The following is a 350-nucleotide window of genomic DNA, read 5'->3' as shown; positions in this document are numbered from 1 at the left end:
ATTTCACCATGGCGTCGTACAGCGTGTAGTGCGGCACATCGTACTGGCCGGTGGCGTCGGCCGGCGCATCGCCGATGTAACGCACGCCGCTGCCGACGGTCAGGCCGTTGAGCGCGCCGCTCAGGAAGCTGTAGCTGCCCCAGGCGGACGCCGCGTGGCGCGGAATGCCCGCCGGGCTGTGGCCGATTTCGTCCGCCGAGTTGGAGTCTTTGGTCACCACGTCGGTGTAGGTGTAGGCGGCGATCAGCTTGATCTCCGGCGTCGGCTGAGCGTGCACTTCCGCCTCAATCCCTTTGGATTTCACCTCACCGATCTGCTCGTAGGCGGAGGTGAGGCGGTTATAGGACGCC

Annotated in this window: 1 protein-coding gene; it reads right to left on the bottom strand. The window is 65.4% G+C overall.

The window, feature by feature from the left end; all coding sequences use genetic code 11:
* On the bottom strand, positions 1-350 hold a 350-nt coding region (locus tag J0A67_RS23575), incomplete at both ends, for a TonB-dependent receptor domain-containing protein (protein ID WP_206571674.1).

The organism is Algoriphagus aestuariicola (genome assembly GCF_017254835.1).
Classification (GTDB): domain Bacteria; phylum Bacteroidota; class Bacteroidia; order Cytophagales; family Cyclobacteriaceae; genus Algoriphagus; species Algoriphagus aestuariicola.
This window is presented reverse-complemented; position numbering and strand designations above follow the sequence as displayed.